The organism is Curtobacterium sp. NPDC098951 (assembly GCF_044759965.1).
Classification (GTDB): Bacteria; Actinomycetota; Actinomycetes; order Actinomycetales; family Microbacteriaceae; genus Curtobacterium.
The window spans coordinates 235,833-255,237 of record NZ_JBIWAG010000001.1 but is presented as its reverse complement, the minus strand read 5'-3'; the positions used below and the strand labels follow the sequence as shown (position 1 = coordinate 255,237).

The 19,405-nt window shown below is 71.3% G+C and carries 16 protein-coding genes, 1 tRNA gene and 1 pseudogene; 2 read left to right on the top strand and 16 right to left on the bottom strand.

Annotation, left to right across the window (positions count from 1 at the left end):
* On the bottom strand, window positions 1-912 hold the full coding sequence (locus ACIQUC_RS01170) for a DMT family transporter (protein ID WP_402262302.1): 912 nt from the start codon (window positions 910-912) through the stop codon (window positions 1-3).
* Between the two features lie 39 nt (window positions 913-951).
* On the opposite strand from ACIQUC_RS01170, the gene def reads away from it, so the two are divergent.
* Window positions 952-1,527, top strand: coding sequence for a peptide deformylase (gene def, locus ACIQUC_RS01165; protein ID WP_402262299.1), 576 nt, complete (start codon window positions 952-954; stop codon window positions 1,525-1,527).
* Window positions 1,528-1,688: 161 nt separating this feature from the next.
* Here the strand turns inward: def and ACIQUC_RS01160 are convergent, their stop codons facing one another.
* The 12 genes and pseudogenes from ACIQUC_RS01160 to dusB form a co-directional block, all read right to left on the bottom strand.
* Window positions 1,689-2,177: a hypothetical protein gene (locus ACIQUC_RS01160; protein WP_402262296.1), complete on the bottom strand. Its 489-nt coding sequence runs from the start codon at window positions 2,175-2,177 to the stop codon at window positions 1,689-1,691.
* Between the two features lie 466 nt (window positions 2,178-2,643).
* A tRNA-Asn gene (locus ACIQUC_RS01155) sits at window positions 2,644-2,716 on the bottom strand.
* A gap of 100 nt (window positions 2,717-2,816) precedes the next feature.
* On the bottom strand, window positions 2,817-3,791 hold the full coding sequence (locus ACIQUC_RS01150) for a D-isomer specific 2-hydroxyacid dehydrogenase family protein (RefSeq protein ID WP_402262293.1): 975 nt from the start codon (window positions 3,789-3,791) through the stop codon (window positions 2,817-2,819).
* 131 nt (window positions 3,792-3,922) lie between these two features.
* Window positions 3,923-4,855, bottom strand: coding sequence for an ATP-binding cassette domain-containing protein (locus tag ACIQUC_RS01145; RefSeq protein ID WP_022906387.1), 933 nt, complete (start codon window positions 4,853-4,855; stop codon window positions 3,923-3,925).
* A 148-nt stretch (window positions 4,856-5,003) separates the two neighbouring features.
* Window positions 5,004-6,740, bottom strand: coding sequence for an ABC transporter ATP-binding protein (locus ACIQUC_RS01140; RefSeq protein ID WP_402262291.1), 1,737 nt, complete (start codon window positions 6,738-6,740; stop codon window positions 5,004-5,006).
* Entirely contained in the window at window positions 6,737-7,732 is a 996-nt protein-coding gene (locus ACIQUC_RS01135; protein ID WP_402262289.1) for an ABC transporter permease, read from the bottom strand. The genes ACIQUC_RS01140 and ACIQUC_RS01135 overlap by 4 nt, the downstream gene beginning before the upstream one ends.
* Before the next feature lie 2 nt (window positions 7,733-7,734).
* A complete protein-coding gene (locus ACIQUC_RS01130; protein WP_402263789.1) occupies window positions 7,735-8,400 on the bottom strand; it encodes an ABC transporter permease in 666 nt (221 codons plus the stop codon).
* 183 nt (window positions 8,401-8,583) lie between these two features.
* Window positions 8,584-8,682 (bottom strand): annotated as a pseudogene (locus ACIQUC_RS01125) (hypothetical protein); the annotation flags it as partial.
* 243 nt (window positions 8,683-8,925) lie between these two features.
* On the bottom strand, window positions 8,926-10,542 hold the full coding sequence (locus tag ACIQUC_RS01120; protein ID WP_402262286.1) for an ABC transporter substrate-binding protein: 1,617 nt from the start codon (window positions 10,540-10,542) through the stop codon (window positions 8,926-8,928).
* Window positions 10,543-11,499: 957 nt separating this feature from the next.
* Window positions 11,500-13,428, bottom strand: coding sequence for a DNA primase (gene dnaG / locus ACIQUC_RS01115; RefSeq protein WP_402262283.1), 1,929 nt, complete (start codon window positions 13,426-13,428; stop codon window positions 11,500-11,502).
* A 249-nt stretch (window positions 13,429-13,677) separates the two neighbouring features.
* Entirely contained in the window at window positions 13,678-14,979 is a 1,302-nt protein-coding gene (locus tag ACIQUC_RS01110; protein WP_402262280.1) for a deoxyguanosinetriphosphate triphosphohydrolase, read from the bottom strand.
* Window positions 14,976-16,148, bottom strand: a complete 1,173-nt coding sequence (gene dusB / locus ACIQUC_RS01105) for a tRNA dihydrouridine synthase DusB (protein ID WP_402262277.1) — start codon at window positions 16,146-16,148, stop codon at window positions 14,976-14,978. Before dusB ends, ACIQUC_RS01110 begins: the two co-directional genes overlap by 4 nt.
* A 47-nt stretch (window positions 16,149-16,195) precedes the next feature.
* On the opposite strand from dusB, the gene ACIQUC_RS01100 reads away from it, so the two are divergent.
* Window positions 16,196-16,678: an aminoacyl-tRNA deacylase gene (locus ACIQUC_RS01100; protein ID WP_022906395.1), complete on the top strand. Its 483-nt coding sequence runs from the start codon at window positions 16,196-16,198 to the stop codon at window positions 16,676-16,678.
* A 184-nt stretch (window positions 16,679-16,862) separates the two neighbouring features.
* Here ACIQUC_RS01100 and ACIQUC_RS01095 read toward each other — a convergent pair whose 3' ends face one another.
* The 3 genes from ACIQUC_RS01095 to ACIQUC_RS01085 form a co-directional block, all read right to left on the bottom strand.
* Window positions 16,863-17,033, bottom strand: a complete 171-nt coding sequence (locus tag ACIQUC_RS01095) for a hypothetical protein (RefSeq protein ID WP_402262274.1) — start codon at window positions 17,031-17,033, stop codon at window positions 16,863-16,865.
* Window positions 17,030-17,752 carry a DsbA family protein gene (locus ACIQUC_RS01090; protein ID WP_402262271.1) on the bottom strand — a complete coding sequence of 241 codons (723 nt, stop codon included), beginning with the start codon at window positions 17,750-17,752 and terminating at the stop codon, window positions 17,030-17,032. The genes ACIQUC_RS01095 and ACIQUC_RS01090 overlap by 4 nt, the downstream gene beginning before the upstream one ends.
* A gap of 157 nt (window positions 17,753-17,909) precedes the next feature.
* The gene (locus ACIQUC_RS01085; protein ID WP_022906398.1) at window positions 17,910-19,295 is read right to left on the bottom strand and encodes a glycine--tRNA ligase; all 1,386 of its coding nucleotides are present in this window, start codon (window positions 19,293-19,295) and stop codon (window positions 17,910-17,912) included.
* Window positions 19,296-19,405: the final 110 nt, after the last annotated feature.

Sequence of the window (19,405 nt, the reverse complement as noted above, 5' to 3'; positions counted from 1 at the left end):
TCAGGCGCGGGTCTGCGGGTGGTGCTTGGCGAGCAGGAACACGCCGGTGATCGCGATCGCGGCGGCGATGAGGAAGCCGAAGACGGCGAAGACGGGCGCCCCCGAGGCCTCGTCGAGGACGACGACACCGATGCCCACGGCGACGATCGGGTCGATCACGGTGAGCCCCGCGATCACCAGGTCGGCCGAGCCGATGGAGTACGCGTTCTGCACGAAGTACCCGCCGAGCGACGCCGCGACGACGACCCCGACGATCGCGAGCACCGTCAGCCAGTCGAACGTGCCGTTCACGAACCGGTTGAGCACGACCTTGGCGAGCGTCGCGACGAAGCCGTAGAGGATGCCGGCGCCGACGATGTAGTAGAGCGCGTTCTTGTGCTTCGCCACGATCCGGAACGAGACGAGCACGAGGACCAGGACGACCGCCAGGACCACGAGCACCGTGACGAGCTGTCGGCTCGTGATCGCGCTCTCGTGCCCGACGAACGCGGCGATGCCCACGAAGATGCCGACACCGATGATGCATGTCCACACGGCCCGCCGTGCGCGGTGGCCGAGCGGCACGCCCGAGGCCCGCGACGAGAACCACGTGGTGATCACGAGCGCCACGGCGCCGAGCGGCTGGACGACGATGAGCGGCGCGTAGGTGATGCTCACCAGCTGCAGCACGACGGCGACGCCGAGCATGAGCGTGCCGAGCACCCAGTAGCCGCTCGAGAGCAACCCGACGACGTGTCGGACGCTGAGCCCCTTCGACTGCCGGCCGAGCCGCGCTTCGACCCGCTGCACCCCGCGACTCTGGAACTGCGCTCCCAGCGACAGGAACACCGCGCCGATGAGCGCGACGGGGATCATGAGCGCCTGGAACGGCGTGAGGTTCACCGCGTCGGGCAGCTGGAGGTCCGTCGTCACGCGTCGAGGCTACCGTTCCCCGCCGGATAACCTGGGTGAATGGCCGTTCTCCCGATCCGCATCACCGGTGAACCCGTCCTGCACGAGCGCGCAGCCGAGGTCACCGACTTCGACGACGACCTGCGATCGCTGGTCGCCGACATGTTCGAGACGATGGACCTCGCACCGGGGGTCGGTCTGGCCGGCCCACAGGTCGGCGTCGGCAAGCGGCTCTTCGTGTACTCATGGACCGATGATGACGAGGTCCTGCACCGTGGCGTGGCGGTGAACCCCGTCCTGTGGACCACTCCCTCCGTGCCCGAGGCTGTGGAGGAACTCGACGACGACGAGGAGTCCGAGGGCTGCCTGTCGGTCCCCGGCGAACGCTTCCCGCTCCGTCGGTCCGAGGGTGCGCTGCTCCGCGCGGTCGACGAGCACGGCACGCCGTTCGAGGTCGAGGCGCACGGCTGGCTCGCCCGGATCTTCCAGCACGAGTACGACCACCTCGACGGGTACCTCTACGCGGACCGGCTCGTGCACCCCTACGGCAAGCAGGTCGCCAAGGCGATCCGGAAGAACAGCTGGGGCGGCCCGGGCAAGTCGTGGCTGCCGGGTCGCGACCACCCCGAGGGCTGACGGCAGGAGCCCCGGCCCGCACGGCGGTCGGCTTGTCGGCCGTCCGGTCCGTCAGTCGGTTGGCCTGTCAATGGGTCGGCCGGTCCGTCGATCGGTTGGCCTGTCAATGGGTCGGCCGGCCCGTCGATCGGTTGGCCTGTCGGCCGTCCGGGAGGCGCGGCTCAGCTCCGCCAGGCCGCGATCGCGTCCCGCAGGTGGTCGGTCTCCGGATGCCCCGGGCAGTACGCGAGGAGTGCTGCGGCGACGTTCGCCTCGGCCGCCGAGTCGACGGCCCGGGCCCACGGCCCGCTCCCCCGCAGTGCGCACGTCGCGGCGAGTCCTTCGAGCGTGGCGTCGCCCCGGCCGGCATCGACCGCCGCGCGCTGCTGCGAGGACATCGTCGTTCCGGTGATGCGCCGCGCCCGACAGTCGGTGCGGTCGTCCTCCCAGACGGCGGAGTAGGTCGTGTACGTCTCCGTCCGGCCGGACACGCCCGTCTCGCACACGAAGGCGAACACGATCGGCGCGGCGCCAGAGGCTGCGACACCCGAGGTCCCGGCGGTGTCGAGCGAGTCGCCGGGCTCCGACTCGGCACCGGTCGTGCACCCCGCGAGACCGATCGCCACGGTCGCCACGACGACCGCGGCGAGGGCTCGGCGCAGGGTGATCACCTGTGAACGCTAACAGCATCCAGCCATGGGTCCGCTGCGAGCACCGGAAGCGGATGCCGCGCGCCGGACTCGCGTGCCGCACCCGCGCGCGCCGGAGCCGCGTGCCGCACGCGCGCGACGTTTCGCGCCCACCGACACCTCACGCCCGCCGGAGCCCGTGACCTGTCGCCCAGCGCGAAACCCCGCGCACGCAGCGCCGCGCCGCCGCACCCCTCGCACATAGCGCACCCCACACGCACCCCGCGCGCCCGCCGCACCCCACGCACGCAGCGCGCAACGTACCCCGCGCCCGCGCCCCGCACCGACGCGCGACGTTTCGCGCCCCCCCGACACCTCACGCCCGCCGGGACCCGTGACCTGTCGCCCAGCGCGAAACCCGCGCACGCAGCGCGCCCCGCACGAACCCGCGCGCACGCCGCACCCCGTGCACGCAAAAGGCCCCCACCCTAAGGTGAGGGCCTGTCTGCTCCCCGAGTTGGACTCGAACCAACAACCTGCCGGTTAACAGCCGGCTGCTCTGCCAATTGAGCTATCGAGGATCACTGTTCGCTGGCGAATGTCGTGCGAACAACGGGTAACAGCATAGCAGGAACCCGGAGCCGCCCCGCGCATCCACCACGCATCCCGGGCGTGCCGCGCTCAGTACCCGGCGACCGGGTCCACCACGCCGACGAAGCCCTCGCCGGCTCCCCCGAGGAACGCCGCGGTGTTGACCCGCACGCGCTCGGCCAGCAGCGGCGCCACCATCTCCGGCGTGTCGGCCTGGTGCGGCGTGATGATCGCGCCCGGCTCGTCCCAGAGCGGGTGTCCGTCCGGCAGGGGCTCCGGGTCGGTGACGTCGAGCCCGGCGGCGGCGATGGCTCCGCTTCGCAGGGCGTCCACGAGCGCATCGGTGTCGACGAGTCCGCCGCGGGCGATGTTCACGAGCCGTGCGGACGGCTTCATGATCGCGAACTGCCGGGGCCCGAACAGCTTCGACGTCCCAGAGGTCATCGCGGCCGCGATCATCACCACGTCGGCGTCGGGCAGCACCTCGTCCAGCTGGTCGGTCGTGACGGTCCGGTCGGCCCCGGGGACCGGCGAGGACGATCGGCGCACCACGGTGACCGAGACCTCGAAGGGTGCGAGCAGCCGGATGTACTCCAGCGCGATGCCACCGGCGCCGATGACGACCACGTTCCTGCCGTAGAGCGAGACACCCTCGGGCTCGGTCGCCCAGGACCGTGCACGGGCACGCTTCTGCAGCACCCGGAGCGTCCCGAGCGTGAGGGCGAGGGCGTGCTCGGCGACGGGCTCGGCGTACGCCCCCTTGGCCGAGGTGAAGAGCACCCGGTCGCCGTGCTCGGCGATCAGCCCGGCGAAGGCGTCGACACCGGCGAACGGCAGCTGGACCCAGCCGATCGACGGCGTGGCGTCCAGGGCGTCGGCCAGGCCGGACGGGTCCCGCGGATCGAGCCACACGAGCCCGGCGGTCTCGGCACCGAGGGCACCGACGGTCCCACCGGCCGCGGCGACCGCGTCCTCGTGGAGGGCGGTGCCGTCACCGGCGGGCAGGATCGCGACCGGCCCGGCGGTCGGCGGTGCGATCGGCAGCGCGGCGCCGGCGTCGGTCACGACGGCCCGGTGCCCGCGAACACCCGAAGACGAAGTGCCCGACGACGAAGACGTGCCCGCCGAGGACGTACCCGACGACGAGGACGTGCCTGACACGGCCGCGGGCCCCCGGGACCCGGACGGCTCCGCGCTCACGCGTTCTCCTGCCGTTCCGCACGCGGTCCGGTGCCGGCGGCGACGGGCCGGCGCGGGGCCGAGGACCGCCGCGGGGCGGCCGCGACGGGCTGCCGACGCTTCACCGGACGTGCCGCCGTCGACGCGAGCGTCTTGACGTAGGGGTCGACGGGGTTGTCGAGGACCTCGTCGAAGGTGCCGAGTCCGACGAGCCGGCTCTCGGCCATGATCGCCACCCGGTCGGCGAGGGCACGGGCCTCGCGCAGGTCGCTCGACACCACGACCGCCGAGAACTGCCGGTTCCGCTGCAGGGTCGCCAAGGCCTCGAGCACCGACTGGCGGACGAGGACGTCAACGCCACGGGCGGGTTCGTCGGCGACGAGCAGCTGGGGCTCGAGCACGAGCGCCTTCGCGAGGGCGACTCGCTGCCGCTGCCCGCTCGAGAGCTCCCACGTGTTGAGCCGCATCACGCCGAGCGGCAGGTGCACGGCGTCGACCAGGCGGGCGACGATGAGGCCGGCCTCCTTGCGGTCGAACCGGCGGTCACGGGCGTAGATCGGTTCCGCGATGGCCTCGCCGACGGTGAGGTCGGGGCTGAGCCGGTCCGCGCCGTCCTGCGGGAGGTAGCCGATGCGCCCGCTCAGTCGTTCGAGCTTGCGGGAGGTCGGTCGGAGACCGCGGGTCTTCTGCCCGAGCACGGTCAGCTCGCCGCCGATGATGTGCCGACGGTGGGCGCCGTCGCCCTCGCCGGTGGTGCCGAGCTGCCCCGCGATGGCCGCGGCGAACGTCGACTTGCCGGACCCGGACTCGCCGAGCACGGCCAAGATCTCCCCCTGACGGACCGTGAGGCTCACGCCGTCGACGGCCCGGATCGCATCCGTCCCCCGTCCGCTCCGGTACTCGATCGACACGTCGTCCGCGACGACCGCCGGTCCGTTGACCGCGATCATGGATCCCCTTCCACGCCGCCCCCTGGCGGCGGTTCGCGACGGACCGGGCTGCACCGACCGTCGTGCGCGATGTTCGAGGAGGTGACCGCCAGGAGGCGCGGCGTGCGTCGTCGACGCGCACCGCGCCTCCTGGGATGGTCGCGTCGGGTCAGGACCCGGCGTTCTCCAGTTCCACCAGCGTACGCCGTCGCTCCGCCTGTTCCGCCGGATCCGGCACCGGGAGTGACGCCAGGAGACGCTGCGTGTACGGGTGCTGCGGTGCGCCGAGGACCTCGGCGGTGGTGCCCGTCTCCACCAGGTCGCCCCGGTAGAGCACGGCGATCCGGTCCGAGAGCGCACCGACGACCGCGAGGTCGTGGCTGATGAACAGCGACGCGAACCCGAGGTCCTGCTGCAGCTCGAGGAACAGCTCCAGCACGCGTGCCTGGACGGACACGTCGAGCGCACTCGTCGGCTCGTCGGCGATGAGGAGCTTCGGCCGCAGCGCGAGCGACCGCGCGAGCGAGGCCCGCTGCCGCTGCCCGCCGGAGAGCTCGTGCGGGTACCGGTCGCCGTAGGCCGCCGGCAGCTGCACGGCCTCGAGCAGTTCGCCGACCCGCTTCCGGGCGGCACGCGGGCTCGACACCTCGCCGTGCACCACGAGCGGCTCGGCGACGCACTCCGAGATCGTCAGCAGCGGGTTGAACGAGGTCGCCGGGTCCTGGAAGACGAACCCGATGTCCTTGCGGTGCCGCTTGAAGTCCCGCTCACGGTAGCCGAGCATCTCGGTGCCGAGGACGTTCAGCGAGCCGCCGGTGATCTTCGTCAGGCCGGCGATCGCACGGCCGATGGTGGTCTTGCCGGAGCCGGACTCCCCCACCAGACCGAGGACCTCACCGGGGCGGATGTCGAGGTCGACGCCCTTGACCGCCCTGAACGCGTGCGAGCCGAGGCGACCGGGGTACTCGATCTCCAGACCCCTCGCGGACACCAGCGGCTCGACATCCGACGTGATCGCGGCACGGCGGGCGGCACCGGTCGAGGCCTCGAGCCGGGGCACGGCCGCGAGCAGGCGCTTCGTGTAGTCGTCCTGCGGCGCCGCGAACAGCTCGCCGACCGGGGCCTCTTCCACGACCTCGCCCTGGTACATCACGGCGACGCGGTCGGCCAGGTCCGCGACCACGCCCATGTTGTGGGTGATGATCACGATCGCGGCACCGAACTCGTCGCGGCAGCGGCGGAGCAGGTCGAGGATCTCGGCCTGCACCGTCACGTCGAGGGCGGTGGTCGGCTCGTCGGCGATGATCACGCTCGGTTCGAGGGCGAGCGCACTGGCGATGACGACACGCTGCTTCTGCCCGCCGGAGAACTGGTGCGGGTAGTGGTCGACCCGGGTCTCCGGGTCGGGGATGCCGACGCGACGGAGGTAGTCGATCGCTTTCGCGCGGGCCTCCTTCTTCGACACCCCACCGTGGGCGCGGAGTCCCTCGGCGATCTGCCACCCGACCGTGAAGACCGGGTTGAGCGCCGTCGAGGGCTCCTGGAACACCATCGCGCCCGCGGTCCCGCGCAGACCCCGGAGCTTCTGCGCGCCGACGGTCACGACGTCGGTCCCGTCGAGGAACACCGCTCCGCCGAGCGTCGCGGTCTCGGGCATCAGCCGCAGGATGCTCCGCGCGGTGACGGACTTGCCCGAGCCGGACTCGCCGACGAGGGCGAGGACCTCACCGGGCCGGACGTCGATGCTGACGCCCTTGACCGCGTCGACGGCGCCGCCGTCGGTCGCGAAGGTGACGGTCAGGTCGTCGACGACGACGACCGGTTCGGTGGTGGTGTCGCCGGCCTGGAGGCGCGTGGAGGCCTTGGGCTGGTCCGTCGCGTTGGACGGGTTGGTCGCGTCCGTCATGCGGTCGCCCCTTCCGTGCTGGCCGTCTGCTTGCGGGACACCAGCTGCTTCAGCCGACGTCGTGCACGGAGGCGCGGGTCGGAGATGTCGTTGAGGCTCTCGCCGATGAACGTCACGCCGAGCACGAGCACCACGATCGCGACACCCGGGAAGACCCCCGTCCACCAGACACCGCTGGCGACGTCGGAGAGCGCACGGCTGAGGTCGTAGCCCCACTCGGCGCCGCTCGTCGGACCGATGCCGAAGCCCAGGAAGCCGAGGCCGGCGAGGGTCAGGATCGCATCGCTCGCGTTCAGCGTGAGGATGAGCGGCAGGGACCGGGTCGAGTTCCGCAGCACGTGGCGGGTCATGATGCGCCACGGGTTCGTGCCCATCACCCGAGCCGACTCGACGAACGCCTCGTTCTTCAAGCGCACGGCCTCGGCACGGACGACCCGGAAGTACTGCGGGACGTACACGACGGTGATCGAGATCGCCGCCGCGATGATGCCGCCCGAGTAACTCGAGTTGCCGCCCGAGATCACGATCGACACGACGATCGCGAGGAGCAGCGACGGGAAGGCGTAGATCGCGTCCGCGACCACGACGAGGATCCGGTCGAGCCAGCCGCCGATGTAGCCGGAGACCATGCCGAGCAGCACACCGATGATGATCGACACGACGACGGCCACGATGACCACGAGCACCGCGGTCCGCGCGCCGTAGACCACGCGGCTGAACACGTCGAAGCCGCCGACGGTGGTTCCCCAGATGTGGGTGGCGCTCGGTGCGCCGGTGCGCGGGAAGCTCTGGCCGTCGGCGCCCTGCAGCTGGCCGAAGCCGTACGGGGCGATGAGCGGCGCGGCGACCGCGACGATCAGGTAGAGGGCGCAGATGACGACGCCGGTGATGAGCATGGCGCGCTGCCAGCCCGTGCTCCTGCGGAGCTGCACCACCACGGGCAGCCGCTTCCAGAGCGGTTCGTGGCGGTCGACGAGGGAGGTGTCAGCCATCTCTAGAACCTCACTCTCGGATCGATCAGGGCCGCGACGACGTCGACGATGAAGTTCGTCACCGCGACGATCACCGCGAGCATCGCGACGATGCCCTGGACCGCGACGAAGTCGCGGGCGGACAGGTACTGGTTGAGCTCGAAGCCGAGCCCGCGCCACCCGAAGGTGGTCTCGGTGAGGACGGAACCACCCAGGAGCATGGCGATCTGGAGTCCCATCACCGTGATGATCGGCACGAGGGCGGGACGGAAGGCGTGCGTCCGGACGAGCCGCGCCTCCCGGACACCGCGTGAGCGGGCCGCGTCGACGTACTCGGACCCGAGCGAACCGATCATGTTCGCGCGGACCAGGCGCAGGAAGATGCCGGCGGTGAGGAGGCCGAGCGTCAACGCCGGCAGGACGGCGTGCGCCAGCACGTCGCCGATGATCTGCGCGTTGCCGGTGCGCAGGGCGTCGATGAGGTAGATGCCCGTCGCGCCGGGGATGTTGTCGAGGACGAGCGACACCCGGGTCGAGGCCCGGTCGCCGAGCGGGAGCCACCCGAGCCAGACCGAGAAGACGAGCTTGAGCAGCAGGCCGCCGAAGAACACCGGCGTCGCGTAGGTCAGGATCGCGAGCGCGCGGAAGAGGACGTCCGGCCACTTGTCGCGCATGTACGCGGCGAGCATGCCGAGCGGGATGCCGAGCAGCAGCGCGACGATGAGCGCGTAGAACACGAGCTCCGCGGTGGCGCCGCCGTACGTGACGATGATCTCGGTGATCGGCCGGTTGTCGGTCGCGGTGGTGCCGAAGTCGCCGCGCAGGATGTTGCCGAGGTACTCGGCGTACTGCACGAGCACCGGGCGGTCGTAGCCGGCGGCGTGCAGGCGCTCCTGCAGCTGGCTCGGGGTCAGGCGGCCGCCGACGGAGGCGGTGATCGGGTTCCCGATGACACGCATCAGGAAGAACACGAGCGTCACCAGGATGAAGACGGTCGGGAAGATGAGGAGGAACCGGACGAGGACGTACCGGCCGAGTCCGCCGCCGCTGCTCTTGGCACTGCGCTGTGCCTCGGGCTTGGTGGGGTCGGTGGCCAGTTCCGAGCTCGCCTCTGGGGTGCTGAGGGTCACGGGGACGGGTGCCTTTCGGTGCCGTTGGGGACGCGGTCACGGGGGCGCTCCTCGTGGGAACGCCCCCGTGGGCCGGAACCGGTCTTACTTGGAGAGGGTCGCGTACCGGAACTTGTACGAGGAGTCGAGGGTCAGGCCCTTGACGTCCTTGGCCGCCACGGCGACCGACTTGCCCTGCAGCAGCGGCAGCGTCGAGATCTGCGTCGCCTCACGCTCCTGCGCCTGCTCGATGAGGTCGGCGCGCTTGTCCTTGTCGGACTCCTGCTGTTCCTCGGAGATGAGCTGCTGGATCGTCGGGTCGTCGTAGTGGTTCTGCACGAAGTTGTCCTTCGTGAAGAACGGCGACAGGTAGTTGTCGGCGTCCGAGAAGTCCGGGAACCAGCCGAGCTGGTACACCGGGTAGGCGTCCTTCGTGCGCTCCTGCGCGTAGGTCGTGTAGACCGTCGACTGGATGTTCACGGTGAACAGGCCGGAGTTCTCGAGCTGCGTCTTGAGCTCGGCGTACTCGTCGTCCGACGTCGAACCGTAGTGGTCCGGTGCGTACTGGATGTCGAGCTGGACCTTGCCGGTGACGCCCGCCTTCGACAGGGTCTCCTTCGCCTTGTCGACGTCCGCGCCGCCGTCGCCGTCACCGTAGAGCTCCTCGAAGGGCTTCGCGGCACCGGTCAGGCCGTCCGGGACCATCGAGTAGAGCGGCGAGTAGGTGTCGTTGTAGACGTCCTTGGCGAGCTTCTCGCGGTCGACGACGTCGGCCACGGCCTGGCGCACGGCGAGGGCCTTGGTCTCGTCGGCGTCCGACTGCTTCGCGCCGAAGGGCTGCGTGTTGAAGTTGAAGACCAGGTAGCGGATCTCGCCGCCGGGGCCGTCGGTGACCTTCACCTTGTCGTCCTTGCGGAGGTCGGCGATGTCGGTCGGCGTCAGCGAGCGGTATGCCACGTCGACATCGCCCTGCTGGACGGCGAGCTTCAGGTCGGTCTCCTTGGTGTAGTAGCTCGCCGTGACCTCGTTGGTCTTCGGCTTGCCCAGGAGGCCGTCGTAGTTCTTGTTCGCCTTGTACTGGATCGTGTCGTTCTCCTTGTAGGAGCTGATCGAGTACTGCCCGGCGAACGCCTTGCCCTTGACGATGTCGGCCGCCGGCGTGAGCTTGTCGGCCGAGAAGACCTGCTCGTCGACGATCGGGCCGGCGGGGCTCGAGAGCACCTGCGGCCAGGTCTGGTCGGCGTGGTCGAGGTTGAACACCACGGTCGTGTCGTCCGGGGTGTCGATGCTCTTGAGGTTGGCGAGCAGGGACTGCGGGCCGTTCTCGTTGTTGATCTTCAGCTCGCGCTCGAACGAGAACTTCACGTCGCTCGACGTGAGGTCGTTCCCGTTGGCGAACTTCAGTCCGCTCTTGAGCTTGACCGTGTACGTCGTGTCGTTGGTGAACTCACCGCTCTCCGCGATGTCCGGCTTCACGTCGGGGCTGCCCACCGGCGTGTTCATCAGGAACGGGAAGACCTGGTTCTGCACGGCGAACGAGCCGTTGTCGTACGAGCCCGCCGGGTCGAGCGACGTGATCTTGTCGGTCGTCCCGATGCTGATGCCGTTCAGGGCGGTGTCGCTCACGCTGCTGCTCGCGCAGCCGCTGAGCACCAGCGCCGTCGCTGCCACTCCGGCGCCGAGCGCGATGCCGCGCTTGCCCCACTTGGTCACGGATGCCATGTCCGATGCCTCTCTTGGTGATGAATGCAAGGCTCCTGGGCGGGAGGTCAATCGTCTGTGTGCCCGGCCAGGAACGCTCATTGCTATCACCCTGTCACGGAACTCCACGAACCGAGGGAGATTTGTTTACACCGCTGTAATGCGCGGGAGCGCCTGGTGGCGCATCATCCGTGCGCCTGAGTGCGGCGCGCCGCGCACGATTGTTGCGTCCTGCAACGCCGGGGCCGGCGACCTGGGTGGGCCCGGCGGTCGCCGCGGCGCGCGAGCGGGCGAAGTACGTCCCGCTCGCGCCCGGCACCCGGCGCGTTCCGCCCCTTCGGCGCCCCGCACGCGGCGCGTCCCGCCCGCTCGGCGCCCCGCACGCGGCGTGTTCCGCCCGCTCGACGCCCCGCGCGCGAGCGGGCCGCCCACTCGACGCCCCGCACGCGAGCGGGCGAAGTACGTCCCGCTCGCGCCCGGTACCCGGCCCGTTCCGCCCGCTCGACGCCCCGCATGCGGCGTGTTCCGCCCGCTCGGCGCCCCGCGCGCGAGCGGGCGAAGTACGTCCCGCTCGCGCCCGGTACCCGGCCCGTTCCGCCCGCTCGACGCCCCGCACGCGGCGTGTTCCGCCCGCTCGGCGACTGGCACGTGGCACGTCGTGCGACCTCGGCGGCCCGACGAGCCCCCTGGAGGCGCGGCGCCAGTCCGCACCGCACCCCCTCGTGACGCTCCGGTCATCTCGCCCGCGTGCCCGCTCGCGTCGCGCGCGTGGCCGGCTCGAGGTCGCACGAAGTGCCGCTCCGAGCGCTCCCGACCGGCCGTTCGTGCGACCTCGGCGACACGCAGGTGGCGCGTCGTGCGACCTCGGCGGTGCGACCTCGGCGCTCGACCTCGGCGACACGCACGTGGCGCGTCGTGCGACCTCGGCGGGGCGACCTCGGCGGGTGACCTCGGCCCGACCGGAGGCGCGGCGGGCGCCTACGAGTTCGCTGCCGCCTCGGCGTCCGCGCGCAACCGCATCCGCTGCGCGTCGATGTCCACGAGCTGCCGCTGGATCTCCGCGCGACGGTCGGCCTGCTCGTTCGGGTCCGCCCGCTGCAGCTGCCCGAGGAGCGATGCCTTGCGCGCCAACAGGTCCCGCTCGACCAGCGCGACGACGATGCTCCGCGCGTAGAGCGCGAGGTCCTCGTCGGTGCGGGCCGGGATCGGCGCGAGCGCGAGTTCCTGCACGAGTCCCCGGAACGGGCCCGGCACGTCCTGCAGCAAGCGTTCGAGCCAGTCCCCCGCGCCGATCGCGTCGACGTTCGCGACCACGGCGTCGCGGACCACGGACAGCATCGGTGCCGAGAAGGTCGCGGCGGCCGCGAGCCCGAGGAGCGGCGCGCCGACGTGCCCGGGCTGCTGCACCATCGCCATCACCGCGTCCCGCTCCATGCGCGTGATCGGGTCGTTCGGCAGGAGCCGGAGCCCGGCCACGGGCTCGTCGGGGACGGCGACCGCCTCGCCACTGGAGCCGGTGTGCGTGGCCGGTGCCGTGCCTCCTGAGCGGTGGTCGTTCGACGAGGACCCCGCTCGCTGGCGAGCGTTCTCGACCGCGCGGCGGACCTCGGGGATGTCCAGGCCGAGCCACTTGGCGGTCTCGCGCGTGTAGGCGGTGGCGAGCGTGCGGTCGCGGATGCCGGCGACGACCGGTGCGGCGTCGCGGAGCCCGGCGACGCGCCCCTCGGCCGTCTCGATGTCGTGTGCTGCCAGGCGGCGACGGATGATGAACTCGAACATCGGCCGCTTGGTCTCGATGAGCCGGGTGACGGCGGCGTCTCCCCGCGCCAGCCGGAGGTCGCACGGGTCGAGTCCGCCCGGCGCCACCGCGACGTAGGTCTGCGAGGCGAAGCGGCTCTCCTCCGCGAACGCCCGCGAGGCCGCGCGCTGCCCGGCCTCGTCCGGGTCGAACGTGAAGACGATGTTGCCGAGCTGCGAGAGGTCGCGGCTCGCGGAGTCGCCGAGCATCGGCCGCAGCACCTTGATGTGGTCGACGCCGAAGGACGTGCCACATGTGGCGACCGCGGTCGTGATGCCGGCGAGGTGGCAGGCCATCACGTCGGTGTACCCCTCGACGATGACGACCTGCTTCTGCTTCGAGATGTCCCGTCGCGCGAGGTCGAGCCCGTAGAGCACCTGGCTCTTGTGGTAGATCGGGGTCTCGGGCGTGTTGAGGTACTTCGGGCCCTTGTCGTCGTCGAGCAGCCGCCGCGCGCCGAAGCCGATCGTCGCCCCGGTGACGTCGCGGATCGGCCACATCAGCCGCCCGCGGAACCGGTCGTACGGCGAGCGGTCGCCCTGGCTGACGAGTCCGGCCGAGACGATCTCGTCGATCGTGAACCCACGGCCGCGCAGGTGGTCCCGGAGCGCGTCGTACGACTTCGGGGCGAACCCGACGCCGAAGTGCTGCGCCGCCGCCGGGTCGAACCCGCGCTCACCGAGGAACTGCCGTGCCGGCTCGGCCGCGGCCGTGGTGAGCTGCGACACGTAGAACTGCTGCGCCGCCTCGTTCGCGGCGATGAGCCGGGCCCGGGCGTTGTAGTCGGTCCGGGGGCCGTCGCCCTCTTCGTAGTGGAGCGTGAAGCCGATCTTCGCGGCCATCCGCTCGACGGCTTCCTGGAAGGTGGTGTGGTCCTGCTTGATGACGAAGTCGAAGACGTCGCCGTCCTCACCGCAGCCGAAGCAGTGGTACCGGCCGACCTGCGGACGGACGTGGAACGACGGGGAGCGTTCGTCGTGGAAGGGGCAGAGGCCCTTGAGCGACCCAACCCCGGCCGACTTCAGGGTCACGTAGTCGCCGACGACGTCGGCGATGTTGACACGCGAGCGGACCTCGTCGATGTCGTTCCGCGCGATCCTCCCAGCCACCCCTCGATCCTAGTTCCCGCCGCTGACGACGGCTGACCGTCGCGGGATCTGTGGACAGGGCCGGGAGGCGCGGCTCGGCCCCGCCACGAAGGCGAGACACTGCCCGTGGGTCGGGTCCAGGGCACGACCCACCACCCCGGCTCAGGTCCAGGGCGCGGCGCCCCGTCCGGCCGCCCCGACCCGGGGCCCTGGCGCGACCCACCGCCCCGACTCGGGACCGGGGCGCGACGCCCGCCCGACAGCCCCGGGTCAGACCGGGATGTGCACGCGCTCGCGGTCGCCGACCACGAGCCGCTTGTGCCACGCCAACGCCCCCTGGTCGGTCAGGCTCGCGACCTGGTCCACCACGGCCCGCAGCCGGCCGGCATCGTCCGACGCCTCGCGCCAGTCCGCCGCGAAGCCCGGCTCGAGGTCGGCGCTGCCGGTCGCCGCGAGGGCATCGAGCAGCTCGGTGAGGATCCGCCGTTGGTCCTCGTACACGGGCTGCCGATCGCCCTGCGTCATCACGAACGCCGCGACGATGCCCTTGAGCACCGCGATCTCGCCGATGATCTCGGGCGGCGTCACGACCGACGCTGCGAACCGCACGAGGGAGCCCGACGCGTAGGACTCCCTCGTCGCCGCCGTCGCCGTCCGCGCGAACCGACCGATCAGCTGCGAGGTGAGGTTCTTCAGCCGCGCGAGGTCCCGACGCGACCCGTCGTAGGACGTCATCCACAGCGGCAGCGAGCGGAGCCGGTCGAAGGCCTCGAGCAGCTCGTCGCGGCTGAGGTCCGACCCGACCCAGGCGTGCATCGCCGACACGATGTCGTTCTCGCCGACGCGGTCCCCGAGCGCCGCGACGTCGATGAAGCCCGCCACGACGGCGTCCTCGAAGTCGTGCACCGAGTACGCGATGTCGTCGGACAGGTCCATCACCTGCGCCTCGATGCAGCGCTGCCGGCGGGGTGCCCCCGCGCGGAGCCACTCGAACGCGTCGTGGTCGTCGTCGTAGAAGCCGAACTTGGTGCGACCCGAGGACGACTCGGACACGCCCTGGGCCGCGGGCCACGGGTACTTGCAGCTGGCGTCGAGCGAGGCCCGGGTCAGGTTCAGTCCGTACGGACGGTCCTCGTCGTCCGGAGCACCGGCCCTCGGGCCGTACACCTTCGGCTCGAGCCGGGTGAGCAGCCGCAGGGTCTGCGCGTTGCCCTCGAACCCGCCGATGCCCGCCGCCCACGCGTTCACGGCGGTCTCGCCGTTGTGCCCGAACGGCGGGTGGCCGATGTCGTGCGCGAGGCAGGCGGTGTCCACCACGTCGGGGTCGAGCCCCAGCGAGTCGGCGAGCTCGCGGCCGACCTGGGCGACCTCGAGCGAGTGGGTCAGGCGGTTCCGCGCGAAGTCGAGGCCGGTCGTCGGGCTGAGCACCTGGGTCTTCGCGGCGAGCCGCCGGAGCGCGCTCGAGTGCAGGAGCCGGGCACGGTCGCGCGCGAAGTCGGACCGACGGTTCCCGTGGGTCTCGGGCAGCCAGCGCTCGGCGTCGGCGGGCCCGTACGAGGCGGTGGCGCTCATCCGCCGCTGTGGTGCAGTTCGGCGGCGGCGAGGACCTTGCGGAACTCGCTGTCGACGTCGCGGGACTCGAGCCAGCGGTCCGGCAGGGCCGTCCGCTTCGGGTGACCGGCGCGTCCCCGGGGACCCTCGGCGTCCGCGCCCGGGTACGGCGCGTCGTGATCGAGCTGGCCGAGCAGGTCGTCGATCTCCTGCAGGCTGGACGCCATCGCGAGCCCGGACCGGACGTCACCGCCGATCGGGTACCCCTTGAAGTACCAGGCGACGTGCTTGCGGACGTCCCGGCAGCCGTGCTCCTCGCTGCCGAAGAACTCGACGAGCAGTTCGGCGTGCCGCTTGAACGCGACCGCGACCTCGCCGAGGGTCGGCATGTAGCGCAGCCCCTCGCCACGGAACGCCGCCGCGAGGTCGCCGAACAGCCACGGCCGCCCGAGGCACCCGCGACCGACGACCACGCCGTCCGCGCCGGTCTCGTCGACCATGCGCAGGGCGTCGGCGGCGGACCAGATGTCCCCGTTGCCGAGCACCGGGATGTCGGTGATGGTCTCCTTCAGGGTCGCGATCGCCGACCAGTCCGCGTGCCCCGAGTAGTGCTCGTTCGCGGTACGGGCGTGCAGGGAGACGGCCGCGACCCCGGCGTCCCGCGCGATGCGGGCGGCGTCGAGGTAGGTCAGGTGGTCGCCGTCGATGCCCTTGCGCATCTTCACGGTGACGGGCACGTCCCCGGCGGCGCGGACCGTCTTCGTGACGAGTTCCTCGAACAGGTCGAGCTTCCACGGCAGGGCTGCTCCCCCGCCCTTCCGCGTCACCTTCGGCACCGGGCACCCGAAGTTGAGGTCGATGTGGTCGGCACGGTCTTCGCCGACGAGGATCGTCGCCGCCTCGGCCACCGTGTTCGGCTCGACGCCGTACAGCTGGATGGACCGCGGCGTCTCGGACTCGTGGTGCTGGATGAGCTGCATCGACACGGGCGTCCGCTCGACGAGCGCACGTGACGTGATCATCTCGCAGACGTAGAGTCCTGCGCCGTACTCGCGGCAGAGCCGGCGGTACGCCATGTTCGTGATGCCCGCCATCGGCGCGAGCACGACCGGCACGTCGACCTCGATGGGGCCGATGCGCAGGGGCTTCGCCGGACGGGTCGCCGTCCCGGGTGCGTCAGTGATCGTCATACGGCTCCCATTCTCCCACGTCGGTGCGCGCCGGTAGCGTTCTCCACATGACGACCGACGCCATCACCCGGTTCGACGCCGACGCACGGGCCCGTGGCCTCCGGGTCGACGTCGTCGAACGCCCAGCGGCGGGCTCCCTGCACGAGGCGGCAGCGCTGCTCGGCATCGAGCCCGGTGACATCGTGAAGACCCTGGTCGTGAAGCGGCACGACGGCGGTTTCCTCCTCGCCCTCGTGCCCGGCGGCCGCGCCATCGCCTGGAAGAAGCTCCGCACCGTCGTCGGCGTCAACAAGCTGTCCATGCCGGACGCGGCGACGGCGCTCGAGGCCTCGGGCTACGAGCGCGGCACGATCACCCCGATCGGTGCGACGGGCGACCTGCCGGTCTACGCCGACGAGCGCATCGTCGGACGCCGGGTCGCGCTCGGCGCCGGCCGGCACGGCGCGAGCGCCTTCGTCGCCGCCGACGACCTGGTCGCCGCGTACGGCGCGACGGTCGCCGACATCACCGACGAGGAGCCCGTCCGCTAGCACCCGCGCAGTCGTCACCGTGCGGCGCCGCGCGAAGCCGCGTGCGAACGGTCCTGGTGGCCGGACTGCGCCCTCCCACGAACACTGCGCCTCCGACGAACACCGCGCCCCGCGACGACGGGGCGCAGTGTTCGACACGGGCGCGGCGGGCACTCGCCGACGCCGGAGCGCCGCGAGCGCCCGCTCAGTCGGGGACCTCGGTCCAGTCGCCCTCGGCGCCGGGCACGAAGCACGAGTCACCATCGCAGACCGGCGCACCGCCGGGCGTGACGAGCGTGAGCAGGGCGGGTCGCGCCTCCTGGCCGTCGGACTGGAGGCGCGGCTCGGACGAGCCGTCCACCCGCACGTCCGTCATCGGGTCGCCTCCGCGTCCTCGGCGGACCGCTGCTCGGCCTCGGCGACGTCCGACGGGGTCGTGGCACGGAGGGCGACGACCTGCGTCAGCACCTGCTCGAACGCCGCCGGGTCCTGCGCGCCCGAGACGCCGTACTTGCCGTCGATGACGAAGAACGGGACGCCGTTGATGCCGTAGGACTGTGCCTGGGCCTGATCGGCACGGACCGCCGCGAGCTGCGAGTCGTCGCGGAGGGTCGCGCGGACCTCGTCGGGGTCGAGGCCGACCTCGGCCGCGAGGGACGCCAGCGACTCGTCCTGGCCGACGTGCTCACCGCGCTCGAAGTAGGCGGCGAAGAGGCGTTCCACCATCTCGAGCTGCTTGCCCTGCTCCTTGGCGAGGTGGATCACCTGGTGTGCCTTGACCGTGTTGGTGTGGTGCATCGACTCGAAGTCGTAGTCGAGGCCGACGCTCGCGGCGATGCCGGCGACCTGGTCGAGCATCTGCTGCGCCTGCTCGACGGGCATGCCCTTGTGGCCGGAGAGGAACTCGGCCTCGGTGCCCTCGAAGTCCACCGGGGTGTCGGGGCTCAGTTCGAAGGAGTGGTACTCGACCTCGACCGGGGCGCCGTTCGGTGTCGAGGCGAACGCGGCGACGCCGGCCTCGAACTTCCGCTTGCCGATGTAGCACCAGGGGCAGGCGATGTCCGACCAGACATCGACCTTCACAGAGTCGTTCATGCTGGGCGCAACCGGGCCCGCGGCGGACGCATTCCCGCGCCGCCCTGCGCCCGCTGTCACGGCGTAGAACCAGGAATCCGACACCGAACCACGGCCAACGCCCGGTTCGATGTCGGATTCGTGGTTCAACCCGGCCGCGCCGACGCGCCGCCAGCGCCTAGGCGCCGAGCAGCCGCGCCGCGAGGTACCCCTGCAGCTGGTCGAGCGCGACACGCTCCTGCGACATCGTGTCGCGCTCGCGCACCGTCACGGCCTTGTCGTCGAGGGTGTCGAAGTCGACCGTGATGCAGAACGGCGTGCCGATCTCGTCGTGGCGACGGTAGCGGCGACCGATCGCCCCCGCGTCGTCGAAGTCGACGTTCCAGAACTTCCGCAGGTCGTCCGCGAGGCCGCGGGCCACCGGCGACAGCTGCTCGTTGCGGGACAGCGGCAGCACCGCGGCCTTGACCGGGGCCAGGCGCGGGTCGAGGCGCAGGACCGTGCGCTTGTCGACGCCGCCCTTCGCGTTCGGCGCCTCGTCCTCGTGGTAGGCGTCGAGCAGGAACGCCATGAGCGCACGGGTCAGGCCGAACGACGGCTCGATGACGTACGGCACGTACTTCTCGTTCGCGGCCTGGTCGAAGTAGCGGAGGTCCTTGCCGGACGACTCGATGTGGTTGTTGAGGTCGAAGTCGGTGCGGTTCGCGACGCCCATGAGCTCGCCCCACTCGGTGCCCGCGAAGCCGAAGCGGTACTCGATGTCGGCGGTGGCGTCGGAGTAGTGCGCGCGTTCGCCGTCCGGGACGTCGAAGCGGCGGAGGTTCTCCGGGTCGATGCCGAGGTCGGTGAAGAAGGCGACCGAGTCGGCGATCCACTGCTCGTAGTGTTCCCCGGCCTCGGCCGGCGGGACGAAGTACTCGATCTCCATCTGCTCGAACTCGCGCGTCCGGAAGATGAAGTTGCCGGGCGTGATCTCGTTCCGGAACGCCTTGCCGACCTGCCCGATGCCGAACGGGGGCTTCATGCGGCTGGTCGTCACGACCTGCGCGAAGTCGACGAAGATGCCCTGCGCCGTCTCGGGGCGGAGGAAGTTCAGGCCCTCCTCCGACTCGACCGGGCCGAGGTAGGTCTTGAGCATGCCGGAGAACTCACGGGGCTCGGTCCACTGCCCGCGGGTCCCGCAGTTCGGGCACGCGATCTCGGCCATGCCGCCCTCGGGCTGCCGGTCCTTCTTCGCCACGAAGGCCTCGACGAGGTGGTCTTCGCGGAAGCGGTGGTGGCAGTGCAGGCACTCGACCAGCGGGTCGGTGAAGGTCGCGACGTGCCCGGACGCCTCCCACACCTTGCGCGGCAGGATCACGGCGGAGTCGAGGCCGACCATGTCGCCACGGCCGCGGACGAACCGCTGCCACCACTGGCGCTTGATGTTCTCCTTCAGCTCGACGCCGAGGGGCCCGTAGTCCCACGCGGAGCGCGATCCGCCGTAGATCTCCCCCGACTGGAAGACGAAGCCACGGCCCTTGGCCAGGGCGATGACGCTGTCGAGACGGGAGGACTGTGCCACGTGATGCTCCAGAGGTCGCCGAGCTGGGTGCCCGGTTCGGTGAACGTACCGGGCAAGCGTACCGGCCTCGTGGACCTCGTCGGACGCCCGGCGCGGTGCCTGTGGAGAAC

Excerpts from the sequence above, each read along its gene's own strand:
- ACIQUC_RS01090 (WP_402262271.1), bottom strand. The coding sequence starts at position 17,752 with ATGAACGACTCTGTGAAGGTCGATGTCTGGTCGGACATCGCCTGCCCC.
- ACIQUC_RS01135 (WP_402262289.1), bottom strand. The coding sequence starts at position 7,732 with ATGGCTGACACCTCCCTCGTCGACCGCCACGAACCGCTCTGGAAGCGG.
- ACIQUC_RS01110 (WP_402262280.1), bottom strand. The coding sequence starts at position 14,979 with ATGAGCGCCACCGCCTCGTACGGGCCCGCCGACGCCGAGCGCTGGCTG.
- ACIQUC_RS01120 (WP_402262286.1), bottom strand. The coding sequence starts at position 10,542 with ATGGCATCCGTGACCAAGTGGGGCAAGCGCGGCATCGCGCTCGGCGCC.
- def (WP_402262299.1), top strand. The coding sequence starts at position 952 with ATGGCCGTTCTCCCGATCCGCATCACCGGTGAACCCGTCCTGCACGAG.
- dusB (WP_402262277.1), bottom strand. The coding sequence starts at position 16,148 with ATGACGATCACTGACGCACCCGGGACGGCGACCCGTCCGGCGAAGCCC.
- ACIQUC_RS01145 (WP_022906387.1), bottom strand. The coding sequence starts at position 4,855 with ATGATCGCGGTCAACGGACCGGCGGTCGTCGCGGACGACGTGTCGATC.
- ACIQUC_RS01095 (WP_402262274.1), bottom strand. The coding sequence starts at position 17,033 with ATGACGGACGTGCGGGTGGACGGCTCGTCCGAGCCGCGCCTCCAGTCC.
- ACIQUC_RS01130 (WP_402263789.1), bottom strand. The coding sequence starts at position 8,400 with ATGCTCGCCGCGTACATGCGCGACAAGTGGCCGGACGTCCTCTTCCGC.
- ACIQUC_RS01100 (WP_022906395.1), top strand. The coding sequence starts at position 16,196 with ATGACGACCGACGCCATCACCCGGTTCGACGCCGACGCACGGGCCCGT.
- ACIQUC_RS01140 (WP_402262291.1), bottom strand. The coding sequence starts at position 6,740 with ATGACGGACGCGACCAACCCGTCCAACGCGACGGACCAGCCCAAGGCC.